18 protein-coding genes are annotated in these 15,821 nt (G+C 58.8%); 7 read left to right on the top strand and 11 right to left on the bottom strand.

What is annotated here, in order from left to right; genetic code table 11:
- Nucleotides 1-7: 7 nt before the first annotated feature.
- The gene (locus NIT7645_RS05005; RefSeq protein WP_008562145.1) at nt 8-1,015 is read right to left on the bottom strand and encodes a GlxA family transcriptional regulator; all 1,008 of its coding nucleotides are present in this window, start codon (nt 1,013-1,015) and stop codon (nt 8-10) included.
- 307 nt (nt 1,016-1,322) lie between these two features.
- On the opposite strand from NIT7645_RS05005, the gene NIT7645_RS05010 reads away from it, so the two are divergent.
- The 3 genes from NIT7645_RS05010 (at nt 1,323) to NIT7645_RS05020 (ending at nt 3,806) form a co-directional block, all read left to right on the top strand.
- Entirely contained in the window at nt 1,323-1,955 is a 633-nt protein-coding gene (locus tag NIT7645_RS05010; RefSeq protein WP_037302460.1) for an ATP-dependent Clp protease proteolytic subunit, read from the top strand.
- Nucleotides 1,956-2,093: 138 nt separating this feature from the next.
- Complete coding sequence (gene clpX, locus NIT7645_RS05015; protein ID WP_050686248.1) at nt 2,094-3,362, top strand: ATP-dependent Clp protease ATP-binding subunit ClpX; 1,269 nt, start codon at nt 2,094-2,096, stop codon at nt 3,360-3,362.
- Between the two features lie 78 nt (nt 3,363-3,440).
- Nucleotides 3,441-3,806 (top strand): RidA family protein, encoded by a 366-nt coding sequence (locus NIT7645_RS05020; protein WP_037302857.1) that lies wholly within the window; start codon nt 3,441-3,443, stop codon nt 3,804-3,806.
- Nucleotides 3,807-3,838: 32 nt separating this feature from the next.
- Here NIT7645_RS05020 and NIT7645_RS05025 read toward each other — a convergent pair whose 3' ends face one another.
- Nucleotides 3,839-4,126 carry a hypothetical protein gene (locus NIT7645_RS05025; RefSeq protein ID WP_037302459.1) on the bottom strand — a complete coding sequence of 96 codons (288 nt, stop codon included), beginning with the start codon at nt 4,124-4,126 and terminating at the stop codon, nt 3,839-3,841.
- A gap of 168 nt (nt 4,127-4,294) precedes the next feature.
- On the opposite strand from NIT7645_RS05025, the gene NIT7645_RS05030 reads away from it, so the two are divergent.
- The 3 genes from NIT7645_RS05030 to NIT7645_RS05040 all read left to right on the top strand — a co-directional run bounded on the left by NIT7645_RS05030 (nt 4,295) and on the right by NIT7645_RS05040 (nt 5,595).
- Entirely contained in the window at nt 4,295-4,681 is a 387-nt protein-coding gene (locus NIT7645_RS05030; protein WP_008562098.1) for an NADH:ubiquinone oxidoreductase subunit NDUFA12, read from the top strand.
- A gap of 93 nt (nt 4,682-4,774) precedes the next feature.
- Nucleotides 4,775-5,227 (top strand): outer membrane lipid asymmetry maintenance protein MlaD, encoded by a 453-nt coding sequence (gene mlaD / locus NIT7645_RS05035; protein ID WP_008560191.1) that lies wholly within the window; start codon nt 4,775-4,777, stop codon nt 5,225-5,227.
- The gene (locus tag NIT7645_RS05040; protein ID WP_008560351.1) at nt 5,227-5,595 is read left to right on the top strand and encodes a DUF2155 domain-containing protein; all 369 of its coding nucleotides are present in this window, start codon (nt 5,227-5,229) and stop codon (nt 5,593-5,595) included. The genes mlaD and NIT7645_RS05040 overlap by 1 nt, the downstream gene beginning before the upstream one ends.
- Here NIT7645_RS05040 and aat read toward each other — a convergent pair.
- The 9 genes from aat to NIT7645_RS05085 form a co-directional block, all read right to left on the bottom strand.
- Nucleotides 5,559-6,191: a leucyl/phenylalanyl-tRNA--protein transferase gene (gene aat, locus NIT7645_RS05045; RefSeq protein ID WP_037302856.1), complete on the bottom strand. Its 633-nt coding sequence runs from the start codon at nt 6,189-6,191 to the stop codon at nt 5,559-5,561. The two genes, NIT7645_RS05040 and aat, sit on opposite strands and share 37 nt — an antisense overlap.
- Before the next feature lie 98 nt (nt 6,192-6,289).
- Nucleotides 6,290-7,642, bottom strand: coding sequence for an acetyl-CoA carboxylase biotin carboxylase subunit (gene accC / locus NIT7645_RS05050; RefSeq protein WP_008560017.1), 1,353 nt, complete (start codon nt 7,640-7,642; stop codon nt 6,290-6,292).
- A 9-nt stretch (nt 7,643-7,651) separates the two neighbouring features.
- A complete protein-coding gene (gene accB / locus NIT7645_RS05055; protein WP_008559452.1) occupies nt 7,652-8,152 on the bottom strand; it encodes an acetyl-CoA carboxylase biotin carboxyl carrier protein in 501 nt (166 codons plus the stop codon).
- A 160-nt stretch (nt 8,153-8,312) separates the two neighbouring features.
- Nucleotides 8,313-8,849: a PAS and helix-turn-helix domain-containing protein gene (locus NIT7645_RS05060; protein WP_037302458.1), complete on the bottom strand. Its 537-nt coding sequence runs from the start codon at nt 8,847-8,849 to the stop codon at nt 8,313-8,315.
- A 140-nt stretch (nt 8,850-8,989) separates the two neighbouring features.
- The gene (locus NIT7645_RS05065; RefSeq protein WP_008559605.1) at nt 8,990-9,745 is read right to left on the bottom strand and encodes an ABC transporter ATP-binding protein; all 756 of its coding nucleotides are present in this window, start codon (nt 9,743-9,745) and stop codon (nt 8,990-8,992) included.
- An 11-nt stretch (nt 9,746-9,756) separates the two neighbouring features.
- Nucleotides 9,757-10,512, bottom strand: coding sequence for an ABC transporter ATP-binding protein (locus tag NIT7645_RS05070; protein ID WP_008558818.1), 756 nt, complete (start codon nt 10,510-10,512; stop codon nt 9,757-9,759).
- 12 nt (nt 10,513-10,524) lie between these two features.
- A complete protein-coding gene (locus NIT7645_RS05075; RefSeq protein ID WP_008558736.1) occupies nt 10,525-11,727 on the bottom strand; it encodes a branched-chain amino acid ABC transporter permease in 1,203 nt (400 codons plus the stop codon).
- A gap of 3 nt (nt 11,728-11,730) precedes the next feature.
- Nucleotides 11,731-12,762, bottom strand: a complete 1,032-nt coding sequence (locus NIT7645_RS05080) for a branched-chain amino acid ABC transporter permease (protein ID WP_008560032.1) — start codon at nt 12,760-12,762, stop codon at nt 11,731-11,733.
- A gap of 144 nt (nt 12,763-12,906) precedes the next feature.
- Entirely contained in the window at nt 12,907-14,253 is a 1,347-nt protein-coding gene (locus NIT7645_RS05085; RefSeq protein ID WP_008562839.1) for a substrate-binding protein, read from the bottom strand.
- 232 nt (nt 14,254-14,485) lie between these two features.
- On the opposite strand from NIT7645_RS05085, the gene NIT7645_RS05090 reads away from it, so the two are divergent.
- Entirely contained in the window at nt 14,486-15,799 is a 1,314-nt protein-coding gene (locus tag NIT7645_RS05090; protein ID WP_008562624.1) for an XRE family transcriptional regulator, read from the top strand.
- Nucleotides 15,800-15,821: the final 22 nt, after the last annotated feature.

Here is a 15,821-nt window from a genome sequence, read left to right on the forward strand (position 1 = left end):
GCCCCTTTCAGTTCCACCCCTTGCGGAAGAAATGCGGGCTGGCGCCGAACTTGCGCTTGAACTGGCGGGAGAAATGCGTGGCAGAGTTGAACCCTGATGCGAGCGCGATCTCTGTCACTGACATGGAGGTTTCGTTCATCAGGGCAAAAGCGTGGCTGAGCCGCATGTCGAAGTACACATGCATCGGGCTTTGGTTCAGATAGCGCGAGAACAGGCGTTCCAGCTGGCGTCTGGAAATATCGAGGCGGTCGCAAAGCTCAGCGATGGACAGCGGTTCTTCGATTGATTCCTGCATCAGCTGCAGCGCGTTCAGCAGTCGCTGATTGCGGCTACCGATTGCCACGGCATAGTTGGATTTCTGCGGCGTGCTTTGGCCGCCATTGCGGACATGCAGGCACATGTCGGCCACGATAATGGCCAGCTGCTTGCCGTGCTGTTCTTCGATCAGGTTCAGCATCATGTCGGTTGCCGCATTGCCGCCGCCACATGTCATCAGCTTGTTGCTGATCTCAAAAATCCGGGGAGAGGGCAGGAGATCGGGGAACCGTTCGACAAACCCCGGTTGGTTTTCCCAATGCAGCGTAAACCGTTCCTGTCCAAGAAGCCCGGCTTGGGCGAGCGCAAAAGCCCCGGTACAGATCCCGCCGATGGAGCGACCAAATCGGCGTTCCCGTCTGAGCCAGTTCAAAACCGATTCATTTGCTGCATTCTGGGGCTCGACCCCTGCGCAAACAAAGGCTGAGGCTTCTGCCGGTAGCGAGCCCATCGGCAGGTCCGGTGTGATCGTCATCCCGTTTGAGCAGCGGATGGGCGCGCCATCGGGTGTCATCACATACCAGCGATAGAGCTGTGAGTTGGTCACCTGATTTGCAATGCGCAGCGGTTCAACCGCCGCAGCAACGGGCAACATGGTCGCCTTGGGCAGCAACAGGAAATAGAAGTCCTGCGTCTTGCCATGGAATGGGACATTCAGCTTGGCTGATGCCCCCTTCTGCACGAAATAGTTGTCGGTCATGTCAGGAGCCCGAAACAGGCCTGCTGGGGCAGGGGATCATTGATTTTCGACAAGTAAACCCTAGGGCCGCAGGTCAGCCAACAAATTGCGACCGCAAACCGACGTATTTCGACAGAAAGCGGGGCTGAACCACGGGCCCTGCGCAGGGCGCGCGAAATTTTGCGCAAATTTTAACTGGTCTGTTGCCTGCAGGTCAGGATGGGGCAAATTCATTCGGCCCCCTTGCAGCCCAAATGTGGCGGCACTAAGACTCAGGTAACACCTAGTCGGCTATGGTGCCGACGTATTTGAAAGCAGGCAGGTCAAAATGGTCGATCCAAGAGAAACATACATGAACACGCTGGTGCCGATGGTGGTTGAGCAGACCAGCCGCGGTGAACGCGCCTATGACATCTTTTCGCGCCTGCTGAAGGAGCGGATCATCTTCCTGAACGGTCCGGTTCATGACGGGATGTCCTCTCTGATCGTGGCGCAGCTGCTGCACCTTGAGGCGGAAAACCCGTCCAAGGAAATCTCCATGTACATCAACAGCCCGGGTGGTGTGGTGACGTCTGGTCTGTCGATCTACGACACCATGCAGTACATCAAACCCAAGGTTTCCACCCTGGTGATTGGTCAGGCGGCTTCGATGGGGTCGCTGCTGCTGACCGCGGGTGAGCCTGGCATGCGTTTCTCGCTGCCGAACTCTCGTGTGATGGTGCACCAGCCCTCCGGCGGCTTCCAGGGGCAGGCCACCGACATCATGATCCACGCCGAAGAGACCCTGAAGCTCAAGAAGCGTCTGAACGAGATCTACGTCAAACACACCGGCCAGGATTATGACAGCATTGTCAACGCGCTAGAGCGTGACAACTTCATGTCTCCGGAAGAAGCCAAGGAATTTGGCCTCATCGACGAGATCGTCGAGAACCGCAGCAAGCTGGACAGCGACGACAGCTGATAGGCGGTGCGAACTAGGGTGTGCCCTCCGGGCGTCAGGGCACACTTTGCGATTGTGGCGGCTGTGCCGGTGGCATAAGCTGTCAAGAATACGGGTGGCGCAGGAGGCGCATGCACGCCCCGGACGGAAAGGTAGACCATGGCAACGAACTCAAGCGGCGACAGCAAGAACACGCTTTACTGCAGCTTCTGCGGCAAGAGCCAGCATGAGGTGCGCAAGCTAATTGCGGGCCCAACCGTGTTCATCTGCGACGAATGCGTCGAACTGTGCATGGACATCATCCGCGAAGAGACGAAGGCTTCTGGCCTGAAGTCCACCGACGGAGTTCCCACACCAAAGGACATTTGCGAGGTTCTGGACGATTACGTGATCGGTCAGGCAATGGCCAAGCGCGTTCTGTCGGTTGCGGTGCACAACCACTACAAGCGTCTGAACCACGTGCAAAAAGCGGGCAACGACATTGAGCTTTCGAAGTCGAACATCCTGCTGATCGGCCCGACCGGTTGCGGCAAGACGCTTCTTGCCCAGACATTGGCGCGCATTCTGGACGTGCCGTTCACCATGGCGGATGCCACCACCCTCACCGAGGCGGGGTACGTTGGTGAAGATGTCGAAAACATCATCCTGAAGCTGTTGCAGGCATCGGAGTACAACGTTGAACGCGCACAGCGCGGCATCGTTTACATCGACGAGGTCGACAAGATCACCCGCAAGTCTGAAAACCCCTCCATCACCCGTGACGTGTCGGGCGAGGGCGTACAGCAGGCGCTGCTGAAGTTGATGGAAGGCACTGTTGCCTCGGTTCCGCCGCAGGGCGGCCGCAAGCACCCGCAGCAGGAGTTCCTGCAGGTTGACACAACGAACATCCTGTTCATCTGCGGCGGCGCTTTTGCGGGTCTGGACAAGATCATCAAACAGCGTGGCAAAGGCTCTGCCATGGGCTTTGGCGCGGACGTCCGTGAAGAAAGCGACGCAGGCGTCGGCGAGACCTTCAAGGACCTGGAGCCGGAAGATCTGCTGAAGTTCGGTCTGATCCCGGAATTCGTGGGCCGTCTGCCGGTTCTGGCAACTCTGGAAGATCTGGACGAAGATGCGCTGATCACCATCCTGACCAAGCCGAAGAATGCTCTGGTCAAGCAGTATCAGCGTCTGTTCGAGCTGGAAGATACCGAGCTGGACTTTACCGACGAAGCGCTGAGCGCGATTGCGAAACGTGCAATCGAACGCAAAACCGGCGCCCGTGGTCTGCGTTCCATCCTCGAGGACATCCTGCTGGACACCATGTTTGATCTTCCGGGCATGGAGAGCGTGGAGAAGGTCGTTGTAAACGAAGAGGCCGTGACCTCGGACGCACAGCCGCTGATGATCCACGCAGATGCCGAGAAAGAGCCAGCCACTGCCGGCTGATTTCTCTCAAGAATTTTAGAGACATGGAAAACGGCATGGGATATTCCCGTGCCGTTTTTCGTTGGAAAGGACGAACAGGTGATCAAACGTATTTCTTCAGGCGGTGAGTTTGAGGCCAAGATCGGCTATTGCCGTGCGGTTGTTGCTGGCGGCTTTGTGCATGTGGCGGGAACCGTGGGGCAGGGCGACGATGTGGTGGCGCAATGCAAGTCGGCGCTCGAAACCATCGGGGCGGCCCTGGAAAAGGCCGGCGCGAGCTTTGCGGATGTGGTGCGCGTTAACTACTATCTGCCGGATGCTGCCGAATTTGAGCCCTGCTGGCCCATTCTGGCAGAAACCTTTGGTGACAACCCGCCTGCGGCAACCATGATCGCATGCGATCTGATCGATCCCAAGTTCCGGATCGAGATCGAAGTGACAGCACTGGCACCGGCCAATGACTGAATAGCTGTGCGATGGGCGTGACGTGCTGGGGATCAGAACTTTAGCACGTCAGTTTTCTGGGTATCTTCCCGGCGTTGCTTCATCAGCTGCTGCAGCGGGCTCAGCTGTGGTTCAGGTGACAGCCCGATGACTGAGCGCACAGCATCCACAGTCTCACTTGCAGCTCTTGCGATAGGGTGGCGATCGGCTTGACTGTTGCGCACCAGTTTCACCCCGTTGGTGTCGTACCTATGGGTGACAACACGGTCGGTGCTATCGATCAGGTCGAGAACGGCGATGGACAGGGCCATCATTGAAACAAGCAGCGCTAGTGTACGCATGGGGCAGCTCAATCGTCATTTAATGAATTGCCAAGACTATGGCGCATGAATGTGGCCAGAATGTGTAATTGGCCAGAAGTTTTGCCAGTTCTTGCTCCCAGGGCGCAGGGTGTCTGGACCTTGGGATGAAATTGCGCCATATCAGAAGCGAAATTTTCGGAGGAACCGATGGGAATCCTGAACTCTATCCTGGGTGCCGTGACCTGGTGGAATGGCGCAACCCTGAACACACGTATCTTCACCGCCCGCAAGGGTATCAAAGTGGGTGAGGACGATCAGGGCAATGTGTTCTATCGCAACCACGATGACAGCCGTCGCTGGGTCATGTTCAACGGTGAGGTCGAGGCCTCGCGCATCAGCGCTGATTGGCACGGCTGGCTGCACCGCACTTTTGACGAGCTGCCAAGCGAGAAGCCGCTGGCCCATAAATCCTGGGAAAAGCCGCATCAGGAAAACCTGACCGGCACCATGATGGCCTATGCGCCTGCTGGCTCCATCCGCGCAGGTGGTGCCCCGAAAGAGCGCAGCGACTACGAGGCATGGTCGCCGGAATAAGCTCCGGACGACCACAGTTTGCGGCGCCAGTATTGAGGCGCCGTTTTCCTGTCCGTAGCGGCAGGGTGATCTTCGCACAGAGGCAGAAGCGGCATGTCACACAATACCACTGAGGTTCTCGCAGGCGGTTTGGTTCTGGCCGCCGCCATCGGTTTTGCCGTTTACGCAGGGCAGGCTGCTGGTATTTCCAGCGGAGGGAGCTCTTATGAGCTGAACGCCTCTTTCCGCTCGCTCGAAGGGGTGAGCGTCGGCACGGATGTGCGGCTGGCGGGCGTGAAGATCGGGACTGTCACAGGCGTAGATCTGAACCCGCAGACCTTTCGTGCAGATACGCGGTTTTCCGTTCAAGACGGGATCGAAATCCCGGATGATAGTGCCATCGTGATCTCCTCCGAGGGGCTTCTGGGCGGCAACTTTGTCGAGGTGATGCCTGGTGGCTCTCCCTTCGCGTTTGAGCCTGGTGATGCGATCGAGGACACGCAGGGCGCGGTCAGCTTGATATCTCTTCTGGTGAAATTCGTGGCCGGTAGCGGGGACGAATCCTGATGCGTCGGCTGCTTGCCTGTTTTGCGGCCCTTGCACTGGGGGCAAGTGCGGCCCTCTCCCAGCAGGGGGATGCGGTGCAGGGTCAATCGGCCATTCTGCGTGGCCTGGATAAGGTGAACGGGCAGACGCAGGATCTTGAGGTCCCGGTCGGCAGCAGCGCGGAAATCTTTGGCGTCATCGTGAATGTGATGGACTGTCGCTACCCTGCGGACAACCCGACCGGCGATGCCTTTGCCTATCTCACAGTGCGCGATCCCAATGACGGCACCGTGTTTTTTGATGGCTGGATGATCGCCTCAAGCCCGGCGCTGAACGCTCTTGATCACAGTCGCTATGATATCTGGGTCATGCGCTGCACCAGCGCCTGAGGGCTCGGCACTGCTGCGGCGGTGAAATCGGCTTCAACTTCAAGCGCAGACGCAAGCTGGCGGCGATAGCTGGCACGGCTGATTTCCACAGCGCCGAGGGACGCCAGATGGGCTGTCAGGAACTGTGTGTCACACAGGATAAAGCCTGAGATCTCCAGCCGGTCGAGAAGATAGGCCAGGGCAATCTTTGATGCGTCACGCCGCCTGGAAAACATGCTCTCGCCAAAGAATGCACCTGCCAGTGACACGCCATAGACGCCGCCGCTCAGATCTCCGTCGTGATAGATTTCCACTGAATGCGCATTTCCCTGCTCGTGCAGATCGATGTAACGGTCGCGGATTTCAGGGTTGATCCAGGTCTCTTCGCGGTCTGCACAGCCATCAACCACGGCGGCGAAATCGTGGTTCACTCTGACTTCATAGTCGCCCTTGCGGATGGTTTTGGCCAATGAGCGTGAAAGGCGAAATCCACCAATCGGAAACACGCCACGGCGTTTGGGGTCCACCCAGAACACCTCTGGATCGTCCCGGCTTTCTGCCATGGGGAAGACGCCGACAGAATAGGCGTGCAGCAGCAGGTCTGGGGTCAGGGTCATCATGGCGATAGGGAGTGGTCAGACGTTGTTGGGGCTGAGCATGGGTCAATAAGAAACGGGGCAGCCCAGTGGGCCGCCCCGTCATGCTAGTCAATTCCTCAGCTATTGCCGAGGTTGCTTTCCAGCCATTTCTCAAGCCAGTGAATGTTGTATTCACCGGTATGGATGTCTTTCTCTTCCAGCAGCGCGTGAAACAGCGGCACAGTGGTGTCGATACCATCCACGATCAGCTCACCCAATGCGCGGCTCAGACGGGCCAGCGCCTCGGGGCGGTCGCGCCCGTGCACGATCAGCTTGCCGATCAGGCTGTCGTAGTAGGGCGGGATCGAATAGCCATCATACAGCGCGGAATCCATCCGAACACCCAGGCCGCCGGGGGCGTGATACTGGGTAATCTTGCCGGGGCAGGGCGCAAAGTTCGGCAGCTTTTCCGCGTTGATCCGGACCTCGATGGAGTGGCCGTTGATGACCAGATCATCCTGGCCAAAAGACATCGGCAGACCGGCGGCAACACGGATCTGTTCGCGCACGAGATCGACACCAAAGATGCCTTCGGTCACAGGGTGTTCCACCTGCAGACGTGTGTTCATCTCGATGAAATAGAACTCGCCGTTTTCATAGAGGAACTCGATGGTGCCTGCGCCGATGTAGTTGATCTTGGCAACCGCATCCGCACAGATCTTGCCGATACGGGCGCGCTCTTCCTCGGTGATGCAGGGGCCCGGTGCCTCTTCGAACACCTTCTGGTGACGGCGCTGCAGAGAACAGTCGCGCTCACCCAGATGAACCGCCTTGCCCTTACCGTCACCAAAGACCTGAATCTCGATGTGGCGGGGGGTGGTCAGGTATTTTTCGATATAGACTTCGTCGTTGCCAAAGGCGGCCTTGCCCTCGGCCCGGGCGGTCATGAAGGCCTGTTCCATGTCGGCAGCGGTCTTCGCCACCTTCATGCCGCGGCCACCACCACCGGCTGTTGCCTTGATGATGACCGGATAGCCGATCTCTTCGCCGATCTTCTTGGCAGCAGCCAGATCAGGAACGCCGCCATCAGAGCCGGGAACGCAGGGCACGCCCAGTTCCTTCATGGTGTCTTTCGCGGTGATCTTGTCGCCCATGATGCGGATATGTTCCGCGGTCGGGCCGATGAAGGTCAGGCCGTGATCTTCGACGATCTGCACAAAGTTCGCGTTCTCGGACAGGAAGCCATAGCCGGGGTGGATCGCCTGCGCGCCAGTGATTTCACAAGCCGAGATGATCGCCGGAATCGACAGGTAGCTTTGCGTCCCGGAAGGCGGGCCGATGCAGACGGATTCATCGGCCATGCGCACGTGCATCGCGTCTGCATCCGCAGTGGAGTGGACCGCAACCGACTGGATGCCCATCTCGCGACAGGCGCGGATCACGCGCAGCGCGATCTCACCACGGTTGGCAATCAGGATCTTGTCAAACATGGCGGATCCTTACTCGATGATAACCAGCGGAGATCCAAATTCGACCGCTGCGCCGTCTTCCACGAGGATACGCTTGATCGTGCCAGCCTTGGGGGCCGGGATGTGGTTCATGGTCTTCATCGCTTCGACGATCAGCAGGGTATCGCCTTCAGCAACCTGGTCGCCCACTTTGACAAAAGTCGGTGCGCCGGGTTCGGGCTGGGTGTAGACGGTGCCAACCATCGGCGAGGTCACTGCGCCAGGGTGGCTTGCCGGGTCATCCGATGCCGCGGGCGCGGCAGCAGGTGCAGCAGCGGGGGCAGGTGCAGCAGCGGGGGCCGCGGCAGGCGCAGCATAGGCCTGAACGGGGGCGGCCGGAGCAGCCATGATCTGGCGCGAGACGCGCACGTTCAGGCTGTCATCTTCGCCGTAGTCACGTTTTACCTGCAGCTCGGTCAGGTCGTTGTCGCGCAGAAGCTCCGCCAGTGCCTTGATGAAAGAAACATCTGCTTCGTGAGTTTTGTTTGTCATTTTTGTCCTCAGCCGGTTCCGACAGGCCCGCAAAGGCCTGCGGGCATAAGTTTTGATGGCGCTTATAGGGTATGCTTTACCACAAGGAAAGCACTCACAAGGCTGACACCAACATGGGCCGGGATGCGCCGGTTTGCAATCCGGTCCCTCAAATTGGGCCTCAAAGCGGCATGCCGCTCAGTTTTGCCACCAATTCCGGGAGTTTGCGGGCTGAGAACTTTTCCAGAAGATGCGCGCGATGGGTTTCGATCGTGCGGTAGGAAAGATTGAGCTCGGCACCGATTTCCTTGGCCGAGAGACCCCGGCAGGTCAGGATCGCAACATCCCTCTCGCGGGGGGTCAGGGTGACGACAGGCCGATCATCCGAGATGTCGGCGAAGGTCCAAACCCCTGTCCGGAAAGGCTCTTCCGTTGAAAGGGACTGTCCACGCACCCGGCACCAAAACAGGGTGCCATCGCGTCTGCGCATGATCCGTTCATCGTTGTATTGGCCCGATTTTGCGTCTTCTCGCTGCAGCCGATCGCCGATGCGCTGGAAATCCTCCTGGCTCGGGTAGAGTTCAGCAATGGGGACGCCTTCATAGGCGGAAGGCACGCCGCCGAATGTCTCTGCAAACTGGCGATTGCAGTGTTGGATGACGCGGCGGTCCAGTAGGGCGATGCCGACAGGGGCGAATTCAAATGCAAGATCGGTCATGTGTGCAGATAAACGCTGGATCCAACCAAAGCCAAGCGAATCTCTTGGCAGGGATGACAAAGAAAAATGGGCCGATGCGCGCATCGGCCCGAAGTCAGCCAAGACCGGAGACCAATCCGGTCTGACGGGGAGTGTTCGGATCAGATGGCCAGATACTCTGCGCGCAGCTCTTCATTTTCCAGCACTTCGGCAGCGGAGCCATCAAAGACGATGCCGCCGGTGTCGAGGATCACGGCACGATCCGCCAGTTCCAGCGCTCGCACGGCGTTCTGCTCGACGATGATCGTGGTGATGCCCTGTTCCTTGATGTGCACGAGCGTCTTTTCGATCTCGTCCACGATCACAGGTGCCAGGCCTTCGTAGGGTTCATCCAGCAGCAGAACCTTGATGTCGCGCGCCAGAGCGCGGGCAATCGCCAACATCTGCTGCTCACCCCCGGACAGTGTGACGCCCTCCTGCTTGCGGCGCTCGCCAAGGCGGGGGAAGAGCTCATAAAGACGCTCGATTGACCAGCCTATGGGCGGTGCAATCTGGGCCAGCTGCAGGTTTTCCTCAACCGTGAGGCCGGGAATGATGCGGCGATCTTCCGGCACCAGGCCAAGCCCGGCGGCCGAAGCCTCGTGCGAGCTCATCTTGTGCAATGGCTGATGGTCGAGCCAGATCTCGCCCTTGGTCACCATGGGGGAACCGGTGCGGGCAATGGACCGCAGGGTAGATGTCTTGCCGGCGCCGTTGCGGCCCAGCAGTGCAAGAATTTCACCCTCGTGGACGTTGAAGGACACGCCCTGCACGATGTAGCTCTCACCGTAGTAGGCGTGCATGTCCCAGATCGACAGAAACGCCGGGGCAGTGGTTGCGTGATTGGCGTGTTTGGAAAAGTCAGGTTTGACGTTCATTTTCGGTCTCCTTACGCCGACTCGCCGAGGTAGGCTTCACGGACCTTCGGGTTGCCTTTAATGTTCTGGGGATCGTCTTCGACAAGGGGCGTGCCCTGGGCCAGAACAGTGATGCGATCTGCAAGCGAGAACACGACGTGCATGTCATGTTCGATGATCGCGATGGTGATGTCGCGTTCGTCAGAGATCTGTTTCAGCAGGTCGATGGTGTTGTTGGTGTCAGCGCGTGCCATGCCCGCTGTCGGTTCATCCAAGAGCAGCAGGCGCGGCTCCTGGCTGAGACACATGCCGATTTCCAGGCGGCGTTTGTCCCCCCGAGACATGGCCGCAGCATGCATATGCCGCTTGTCTGCCATGTTCATCTCTTCCAGCATATGTTCGGCTTTTTCCAGCACCTCTTTCTGATCCATGACCGAAGAAATCGCGTTCAGTTCAAACGCGCCGTCCCGTTTGGCAAAGCACGGGATCAGCATGTTTTCCAACACGGTCAGATCACCAAAGATCTCCGGGGTCTGGAACACCCGCGAAATTCCCATCTGGTTGATTTCGTAAGGGGCACGTCCCAGGACCGATTTGCCGTCGAACATCACCGATCCGGTGTCAGGGATCAGCTTGCCCACCAGGCAGTTCAGCAGGGTGGACTTGCCTGCGCCATTGGGGCCGATGATGGCGTGCACGCTGTTTTCGCGCACGCTCAGGTTCACTTCGGACAGGGCCTGCAGGCCACCAAACCGTTTGCCCACGTTTTTGACTTCAAGGATACCCATTGGTTTTGCTCCTTATTCCGCGGGTTCGGTTGTGCCGTTGGGGCGGCCGTTCTTGGACTTGCGCGCCTGCAACCAGCTGCGGATGCGCTGCCCGCCTTCGACCAGACCACCGGGCAGGAAGATCACGACCATCATGAACAGAATGCCGAGGGTCAGATGCCAGCCTTTGCCGATGAAGGGATAGAGGATGGCGACGATGAAATCCTCAAGCCCGTCTGGCAGAAAGGCGAACCATTCGTGCAGGATCGTTGCATTGATCTTGGAGAAGATGTTCTCGAAATACTTGATGAAACCTGCCCCAAGTACCGGACCGATCAGCGTGCCGGCCCCCCCGAGGATGGTCATCAGGACAACTTCACCAGATGCGGTCCACTGCATGCGCTCGGCGCCGGCCAGCGGGTCCATGGAGGCCATCAGGCCACCGGCAAGCCCTGCGTACATCCCGGAGATGACAAATGCTGCCAGGGTGTAGGGGCGGGTGTTCAGGCCGGTGTAGTTCATGCGCTGCTGGTTGGACTTCACAGCCCGCAGCATCATGCCAAAAGGGGACCGGAAGATGCGGATGGCCAGATAGAAGGAGGCGATCAGCACCAGCGCGCAGAAGTAGTACCCGATGTTGAAGGTAAAGACCCAGCTGCCCAGCTCAAGATCAAAGCTGTCGCGCATTTCCATGCCGAACAGGCCCGGCACAGGGATGTTGCCTTCGGGTGTCTGGCTGGAGCCCAGAATACGCGGATCATCCAGCGCCAGCTGCAAGCCGGTTTCACCGCCCGTGATCGGTGTCAGAACCGAATAGGCAAGCGCAAACATCATCTGAGCAAAGGCCAAGGTCAGGATGGAGAAGTAGATTCCAGAGCGGCGCAGGCTCACAAAGCCGATCAGCAGGGAAAACAGGCCCGCCACGATGACCGACAGGATGATTGCGGGAATGACATTCATGCTCAGCAGTTTGAACATCCACACCGCCGCATAGGACCCGACACCCAGAAAGGCGGCATGTCCAAAGGAAAGGTAACCGGTCAGGCCGAACAGGATGTTGAAGCCAATCGCAAAGATCCCAAAGATCACAAAGCGCTGCATCAGGTCAGGATAGCCCGCATTGAACTGCGCCATGGCGCTGCCTTCGGGGAAGGGGTTCAGGATAAAGGGTGCAAACAGGGTCAGAAACGCCACGGCAACCAGGAGAGTAAGATCGTTTTTTGTCAGGCTTTTCATGGCTTAGTCCTCCATCACACCCTTGCGGCCCATCAGGCCTCGGGGGCGGGTGAGCAGAATGATGATTGCGACCAGATAGATGATGATCTGGTTGATGCCGGGGATGATGTCGATGACCTCACGCATGGAGGCAAAGCTCTCGAGCACACCCAGCAGGAACCCTGCAAGCACCGCGCCAGGAAGGGAGCCCATGCCACCCACAACCACCACAACAAAGCTGAGGACCAGGAAGTCCATGCCCATGTGGTAATTGGGAGAGTTGATGGGTGTGTACATCACACCTGCAAGCCCCGCGACAGCAGCAGCGATGCCGAACATGATGGTGAAGCGCTTGTCGATGTTGATACCCAGAAGGCCAACAGTCTCGCGGTCGGCCATCCCGGCACGAACCACCATGCCGAAGGTGGTGAACTGCAGGAAGGCAAAGACGCCACCGATAATCAGCGTTGCAAAGAGGAAATAGATGATCCGCCAGTATGGATAGATGATCAGGTTGGGATCAAATCCGATGGCGGCCCCAAAATCAAAGGAGCCCTTGAACGCCGCGGGCGCGGGGGTCGGGATCGGGTTTGCGCCGTAGAAATACTTGATGACTTCCTGCAGCACGATCGCCAGACCAAAGGTCACGAGGATCTGGTCTGCGTGGGGACGCTTGTAGAAATGTTTGATGAGGCCACGTTCCATGACGACGCCGACCAGGATCATCACCGGGATCGCAAAGAGGATCGCCAGCGGAACAGCCCAGTCGATGATCGCATTGCCGGCCGCAATGCCAAAGATGTCATGCACATAGGGCACGTCTACCTTCAGCGGGTTGCCGAGAAAGTCGGTCTTGGTTTCGTCGATCACCGTATGGCTGAGTGTCAGAATGCGCGACAGGGTCACAGCGCAGAAAGCGCCGATCATGAACAGCGCGCCATGGGCAAAGTTCACAACACCAAGCGTGCCGAAGATAAGTGTCAGACCCAGCGCAATCAGCGCATAGGCCGAGCCCTTGTCGAGCCCGTTCAGGATTTGAAGGATTATAGCGTCCATTGTCCCACCCTTTGAGAGTGTGAGTGCGTAAAGCGATTGAAGCCGGAAGCGGCCAGATTGTGGGGAGCGGCAACGTGGGGCGGGGGCCTGTCAAACCGGGCCCGCCGCCCGCCAGTTCATGCAGCGCCTGATGGCGCCCGGGGGTTACGCCCCGTTGTTGCAGGTGCCGAGTGCACCGCCGGAGAACTGCGGATGGTCAGGCGCATAGGTGACCTGCTCAACCGGGGTGACTTCGACGATTTCCAGAAGGTCGAACTCGGATGTCGGGTTTTCTTTACCCTTCACAACCAGCACGTCCTTGAAGCACTGGTGGTCTTCGGCGCGATACAGCGTCTTGCCGTTGCCCAGACCGTCGAACTCATAGCCTTCCAGCGCTTCTGCCACCGCACAAGGCGCAAAGGAGCCTGCACGCTGCACAGCGTCAGCATAGAGCAGGGTTTGCACATAGCAGGTGTGCGCAGCCTGGCTCGGCGGGAAGCCGTATTTGGTGCCGAAGGAGCGCACAAAGGCCTTGGAGCCTTCGTCCTGCAGCGACCAGTGCCAGTTGGTGGAGCCAAAGATGCCCTTCACGTTGGCGCCCGCACCTTTTGCCATCAGGCGGGAGTAGAGCGGAACAACGATCTGGAAGTCCTTGCCGTTTACCTGCTTGTCGCGCAGGCCGAACTGCACCGCGTTGGTGAGAGAGTTCACCATGTTGCCGCCGTAGTGGTTCAGAATCAGCGTATCGGCGCCCGACTGCAGGACCGGAGCAATGTAGGACGAGAAGTCGGTCTGGGTCAGCGGGGTTTTGACCGCCGCAACAGTTTCCCAGCCCATCGCCTCGGTCGAAGAGCGGACGGCTTCTTCTGTGGTGTAACCCCAGTTGTAGTCCGCTGTCAGGTGATAGGCCTTGCGGTCTTTGCCGTACGCGTTTGCCAGCACCGGTGCCAGGGCTGCGCCCGACATGTAGGAGTTGAAGAAGTGACGGAAGCCATTGGCGCGTTTGTCTTTGCCAGTGGTGTCGTTGGAGTGCGTCAGGCCCGCCATGAAGATCACGCCCGCCTCTTGGCAGAGCGCCTGCACGGCCACGGCCACACCAGAGGACGAACCACCGGTGATCATGACAGCGCCGTCTTTTTCGATCATCGACTTGGCAGATGCGCGTGCCGCGTCCGATTTGGTCTGGGTGTCGCCGGTGACGTATTTCACCTCTTTGCCCAGGATGCCGTTACCCTGCAGCGCCTTGGAGCTGAAGGTGTTCAGCATACCGCCGTCGCCGCCACCGTTCAGGTGTTCGATCGCCAGCTGATACGCGCGCAGCTCGTCTGCGCCTTCGTCGGCATAGGGGCCTGTCTGGGGCACGTTGAAGCCCAGCGTCACGCTGCTGCCGGTGGGTTCGTTGGTATACGCATGTGCGCTTTGCGCTGTGAAGATCGTCGGCAGCGCCAGGCCGGAACCGGCAAGTGCACCGGTTTTCAGCAGGCCGCGACGGCTTACGTCAGTCTTGGACATGTAATCCTCCCTAGTGTGTAACGACGGCAGCAGCTCCTCACTTCCGCTGGCGTCAGCACGTTTTCGTGCAAAACCAGTATGTGGGCGACCTGTAAAATCGCGCAATAAAACCCTTGAAATACTGGTTTATTCTGTAAACAAATGAACAGAAGGTCGGGTGTTTTTGTAAATAAACTTATGTTGCGATGCAGAAACCCCTTGATGCGTAGTGGTTTAGGGAGTGCAGTCCGCGATGGGACGGGACACATTGACAGGCAGCCGGATCCGCGAACGCAGATTGATGCTGGGCTTGCGTCAGGCAGAGTTGGCGCGTCAGGTGGATATCTCTGCCTCCTACCTTAATCTTATCGAACACAACCGCCGCAGAATCGGTGGCAAGCTGTTGGTTGATCTGGCCCGCGTCCTGGCGGTCGAACCTTCGATGCTGACCGAAGGGGCCGAGGTTGCATTGTTGTCGACCCTACGCGAAGCCGCCGCTGCGCTGTCGCGCCCGGTTGCCGAACTGGATCGGGTGGACGAATTTGCAGGCCGTTTTCCCGGCTGGGCAGAGGTGCTCGCGCATGCGCAGAAACGGATCAGCAGTCTTGAACAGACGGTCCAGACGCTTTCTGACCGATTGACGCATGACCCCCATCTGGCCGCGTCCCTTCATGAGGTCCTGTCCACTGCGGCCGCGATCCGCTCCACCGCGTCGATCTTGGCGGAAACCGGCGAACTGGAGGCCGAGTGGCGCGACCGGTTCCACAAAAACCTCAATGAAGATTCCCAACGCCTTGCAGAAAGCAGCCGGGCATTGGTGAATTTTCTGGACGAGGGCAATACGTCCGCTGACCGTCGCGGTGTCCCACAGGAAGAGGTGGAACGCTTCTTTCTCGAGGCGGGGCATCACTTTGCGGAACTTGAAACCCCAGATGCTGCGGCGCAGGAAGTTGCGTTGCAAACTTTGATAGAGGAGAGCGGCGCGCTGGTCGCAGACGCCGCCCGGACAATCGCACGCGAGGCTCTGCGCCAGTATTGCGCGGATGCACGCGCCCTGCCGCTCGCGGCCTTGTCCGATGTCCTGAGCGAACATGGCAGCGACCCGTCTGCGATTGCGCGCGCCTTTGGCGTCGATCTGCCCACTGTCCTGCGCAGGCTGGGTGCGTTGCCGCCAGAAGTTCTGGGGCAAGAGGCCGGGCTGGTTGTCTGCGATGGGTCCGGCTCGATCCTGTTTCACAAACCCGTCGCCGGGTTTGCATTGCCTCGTTTTGGCGCGTCCTGTCCGCTTTGGCCGCTGTACACCGCGCTTTCACGGCCGCAGCAGCCAATTCACCGGGAGGTCGTTCAACAGGGGCGCAGCTCGGTTGGATTTGACTGCTACGCTGTTTCATGGCCCCGGTTGAGCGCGGATTTCGACCGCGATCCGCTCTATCACGCTGTCATGCTGATTCTCCCCAAGCGTGAGGCGTCTGATGTCGCGCAATCAGTGGGTGCAAGCTGCCGGATATGTCCGATGGCTGCCTGCGCGGCCCGGAGAGAGCCCTCGCTGCTCAAGGAAGGGTTTTGACAGCAGCGTAATCCCGGCGCTA

Origin of the sequence: Phaeobacter italicus (genome assembly GCF_001258055.1) — a bacterium.
Lineage (GTDB): Bacteria > Pseudomonadota > Alphaproteobacteria > Rhodobacterales > Rhodobacteraceae > Phaeobacter > Phaeobacter italicus.

Bases quoted from the DNA above. Each gene is read 5' to 3' on its own strand.
- NIT7645_RS05005 (WP_008562145.1), bottom strand. From the start codon at position 1,015: ATGACCGACAACTATTTCGTGCAGAAGGGGGCATCAGCCAAGCTGAAT.
- NIT7645_RS05010 (WP_037302460.1), top strand. From the start codon at position 1,323: ATGGTCGATCCAAGAGAAACATACATGAACACGCTGGTGCCGATGGTG.
- clpX (WP_050686248.1), top strand. From the start codon at position 2,094: ATGGCAACGAACTCAAGCGGCGACAGCAAGAACACGCTTTACTGCAGC.
- NIT7645_RS05025 (WP_037302459.1), bottom strand. From the start codon at position 4,126: ATGCGTACACTAGCGCTGCTTGTTTCAATGATGGCCCTGTCCATCGCC.
- NIT7645_RS05030 (WP_008562098.1), top strand. From the start codon at position 4,295: ATGGGAATCCTGAACTCTATCCTGGGTGCCGTGACCTGGTGGAATGGC.
- mlaD (WP_008560191.1), top strand. From the start codon at position 4,775: ATGTCACACAATACCACTGAGGTTCTCGCAGGCGGTTTGGTTCTGGCC.
- NIT7645_RS05040 (WP_008560351.1), top strand. From the start codon at position 5,227: ATGCGTCGGCTGCTTGCCTGTTTTGCGGCCCTTGCACTGGGGGCAAGT.
- aat (WP_037302856.1), bottom strand. From the start codon at position 6,191: ATGACCCTGACCCCAGACCTGCTGCTGCACGCCTATTCTGTCGGCGTC.
- accC (WP_008560017.1), bottom strand. From the start codon at position 7,642: ATGTTTGACAAGATCCTGATTGCCAACCGTGGTGAGATCGCGCTGCGC.
- accB (WP_008559452.1), bottom strand. From the start codon at position 8,152: ATGACAAACAAAACTCACGAAGCAGATGTTTCTTTCATCAAGGCACTG.
- NIT7645_RS05060 (WP_037302458.1), bottom strand. From the start codon at position 8,849: ATGACCGATCTTGCATTTGAATTCGCCCCTGTCGGCATCGCCCTACTG.
- NIT7645_RS05065 (WP_008559605.1), bottom strand. From the start codon at position 9,745: ATGAACGTCAAACCTGACTTTTCCAAACACGCCAATCACGCAACCACT.
- NIT7645_RS05070 (WP_008558818.1), bottom strand. From the start codon at position 10,512: ATGGGTATCCTTGAAGTCAAAAACGTGGGCAAACGGTTTGGTGGCCTG.
- NIT7645_RS05075 (WP_008558736.1), bottom strand. From the start codon at position 11,727: ATGAAAAGCCTGACAAAAAACGATCTTACTCTCCTGGTTGCCGTGGCG.
- NIT7645_RS05080 (WP_008560032.1), bottom strand. From the start codon at position 12,762: ATGGACGCTATAATCCTTCAAATCCTGAACGGGCTCGACAAGGGCTCG.
- NIT7645_RS05085 (WP_008562839.1), bottom strand. From the start codon at position 14,253: ATGTCCAAGACTGACGTAAGCCGTCGCGGCCTGCTGAAAACCGGTGCA.
- NIT7645_RS05090 (WP_008562624.1), top strand. From the start codon at position 14,486: ATGGGACGGGACACATTGACAGGCAGCCGGATCCGCGAACGCAGATTG.